Source organism: Mycobacterium scrofulaceum (genome assembly GCF_001667885.1).
GTDB classification, from domain to species: domain Bacteria; phylum Actinomycetota; class Actinomycetes; order Mycobacteriales; family Mycobacteriaceae; genus Mycobacterium; species Mycobacterium scrofulaceum_C.
Window position 1 is genome coordinate 1 of the sequence record NZ_LZJW01000020.1, and the last position, 2,634, is coordinate 2,634.

General features: G+C 71.5%; 3 protein-coding genes. All 3 read right to left on the reverse strand.

Going from position 1 to position 2,634, the window contains the following annotated elements; genetic code table 11:
- Positions 1-834 (reverse strand): MinD/ParA family ATP-binding protein (locus A5681_RS02785; RefSeq protein ID WP_156737817.1); only part of this gene is annotated, 834 nt, incomplete at its 3' end.
- 37 nt (positions 835-871) lie between these two features.
- Complete coding sequence (ccsB, locus tag A5681_RS02790) at positions 872-1,849, reverse strand: c-type cytochrome biogenesis protein CcsB (RefSeq protein WP_067269169.1); 978 nt, start codon at positions 1,847-1,849, stop codon at positions 872-874.
- The coding region (locus A5681_RS02795; protein WP_197498489.1) for a cytochrome c biogenesis protein ResB at positions 1,846-2,634 on the reverse strand (789 nt) is incomplete at its 5' end. The genes A5681_RS02795 and ccsB, both read right to left, overlap by 4 nt.

The window sequence follows — 2,634 nt, forward strand, 5'->3', positions numbered from 1 at the left end:
GTCCTCGGCGCTGAACGCCTCCGAGACGGCCGGGTCGGTTTCCGAGGCCAGCACCTCCAGGCCGCTCGGGCCCTTCGACGTGTAGCGGCGGACGTCGCTGTAGCGCTCGATGCTCCCCGCGTCGTGCAGCAGCTGCCGCACCGTCGCCGCCGTCTCCAGCGGAATCTTCTGGCTCAGCGTGCCGCGGTCGGGGTTGGCGTCCACCGCGACCACCCGGTCACCGCGGATGGAGGCGAAGGTGGCGCCCACCGTCGCGGCGATGGTCGTCTTGCCGACACCGCCCTTCAGCGAGATCAGCGCGATCCGGTAGCAGCCGCGCAACGGGCGGTTCACCTGCGCCACCAGGTTGTTGTAGCGGGCGGCCCGCGGGCTCTCGCCCAGGTTGATCAGGTGACCGGACAGCTCGTAGAGCAGCCGGCGCCAGCCCTCCGACGGCGGCGGCTTGACCGGCCGCAGCAACATGCCGGTGGACAGCTCGGGGTACGGCGTGTGCGGCAGCGGCTCGGGCCGCGGCGGGGCTTGCGGCGGCGGCGCGTCGACCGGGCCGGTGTAGTAGGCGCCGTACGCGGTCGGGTCGACGCGCGGTATCCCGGTCACCGGGGTGGAGTCCCAGGGCGGCATCCCCGCGGGCCGGGGCGTGGTCGGCGGCGCCGCCGGCTCCCGCCGCTCGGGCCGCCGTTCGGTGCGGAATCCGGCGAAGGCGCGGGTCGGCGCTTCGCCGCCGTCGGCCGGCGGTTCGTCGGCGGTAACGGGTGAGGCCGACGGCCCCTGCGGAGGCAATTGCGTGGTCGGTTCCCCGGGCGCCCCCGTCGTCGGATGGTCGGACACGTGCACTCCCCCTTGTTGCGTTACTTGGGTCGGTCGCTGGCGGTCACCCCACGCCCGCATACGAATGCAGGCCCACGGTCACCAGGTTAACGAAGAACAGATTGAAGACCATGGCCACGAACCCCGCGACGTTGATCCAGGCCGCCTTCCTGTCCCGCCATCCCGCCGTCGACCTGGCGTGCAGGTAGGCGGCGTAGATCACCCATGCGACGAAGGACACGGTCTCCTTGGGGTCCCAGCCCCAGTACCGGCCCCACGCCTCCTCCGCCCAGATCGCGCCGAAGATGACGCCGAAGCCGAAGACCGGGAAGCCGAAGATCGTGGTCCGGTAGGCGACGCGGTCCAGGGTCTGCGCGTCGGGGAAGCGCCGCACCATCCGGGCCAGGGCGCCCTCGGTCGCGGGATCGCTGAGCCGCGAGGTGCGCAACAGGAACAGGATGCTGGCGATCCCGGCGACCATGAACACCCCGGAGCCCAGGCTGACCACCGACACGTGGATGGGCAGCCAGTAGGACTGCAGCGCGGGCATCACCGGTGCGGCGTTGGTGTAGAGCCAGCGCCCGGACACCGTGAGCAGAATCAGCACCGGCACCAGCAGGAAGACCCACAGCGGGCGGTATTGCGGGCGGCGCAACACGAAAGCCCCGGCGAGCAAGCCGCACATGCAGGTCAGGTTGATGAACTCGTACATGTTGCCCCACGGCACCCGCACCGTGGCCAGGCCGCGCAGCACGATGCAGGCGAACAGCAGCCCGATGCCGAGGTAAACCATGGCCAGCCCGGCCCGCCCGACGCGCTCGTCCAACGGCCGTCCGGGAACGTCGTCGACGATGCCGGGGATGGCGCTGTCGGAGGCCACCGCGCCGGCCAACACCCGCTCGCGCCGGTCGACGCGGCGGCCGCCGGCGTAGGCCAGCTCGAAGGCCAGCAGCAGCAACGCGATGACGAGCGCCACCACCGCCGACGTGAACGCCCAGTCGGAGTAGCGCGCCAGCCCGATGTTGACGTGCACCGTGTTCATTTGACGTCCACCTCAGAACTCCTTCTGGACGCGTGGGGCTGGCGCGCCTGAGCGCCGTCGGGCCGGCCCAGACCGTCCAGCACCCGTTCGGTCAACCGCTCGAACTCGTCGCCCCACCCGGAATTGTCGGTGCGGGCCAGCCCGCCCAATTCGACGTTCACCGTACCGGCCCCGGGCGTGAGCCGGACCCACACCCGGCGGCGGCGCACCAGCAGCGACACCAGCAGGCCGGCCATCATCGTGATCGCGAAAACCAGCACCCAGATCTGGCCCGGGTCGTGCGAGACCTGCAGGTTGACGAACGGCACGGCGCCGTCGAAGCGCACGACGGTGCCGGCCGCCGGGCCCGCCTCGATCCGGACCTCCTGGCCGGCCCGCAGGTTGACGCGCTTTTCTCTGGTCAGCCGGCCCTGCTGGATTAGCCGCGGGTCGAGCGTGAACAGCGATTGCGGCCGCCCGGTGTCCAGCCCGGTGTCGCCGCGGTAGATATCGACGGCCACCGCGGGGGCGTTCAGGGCCGGAAAGCGCGACGACAACAGGGCGCCGTCGAGCTGCTCGGTCGGCGCCAGCAGGCCCTGGATCGCGATCTCGTGCTGGCGGCGGTCCATGGCGTTGGGATAGCTGCCGGCGGGCGGGTCGATGCGCACCACTCCCGACGACAACAGGGTCTGCGGGTTGTCGGGCCGCCATTGCACGGTCGAGGTGCGGGTCTGCCCGTCCGGGAACGTCACGGTGAACGTGGGCGCGTAGCCGTGGCCCTGCAGGTACACCCGGTCGCCGCCGAC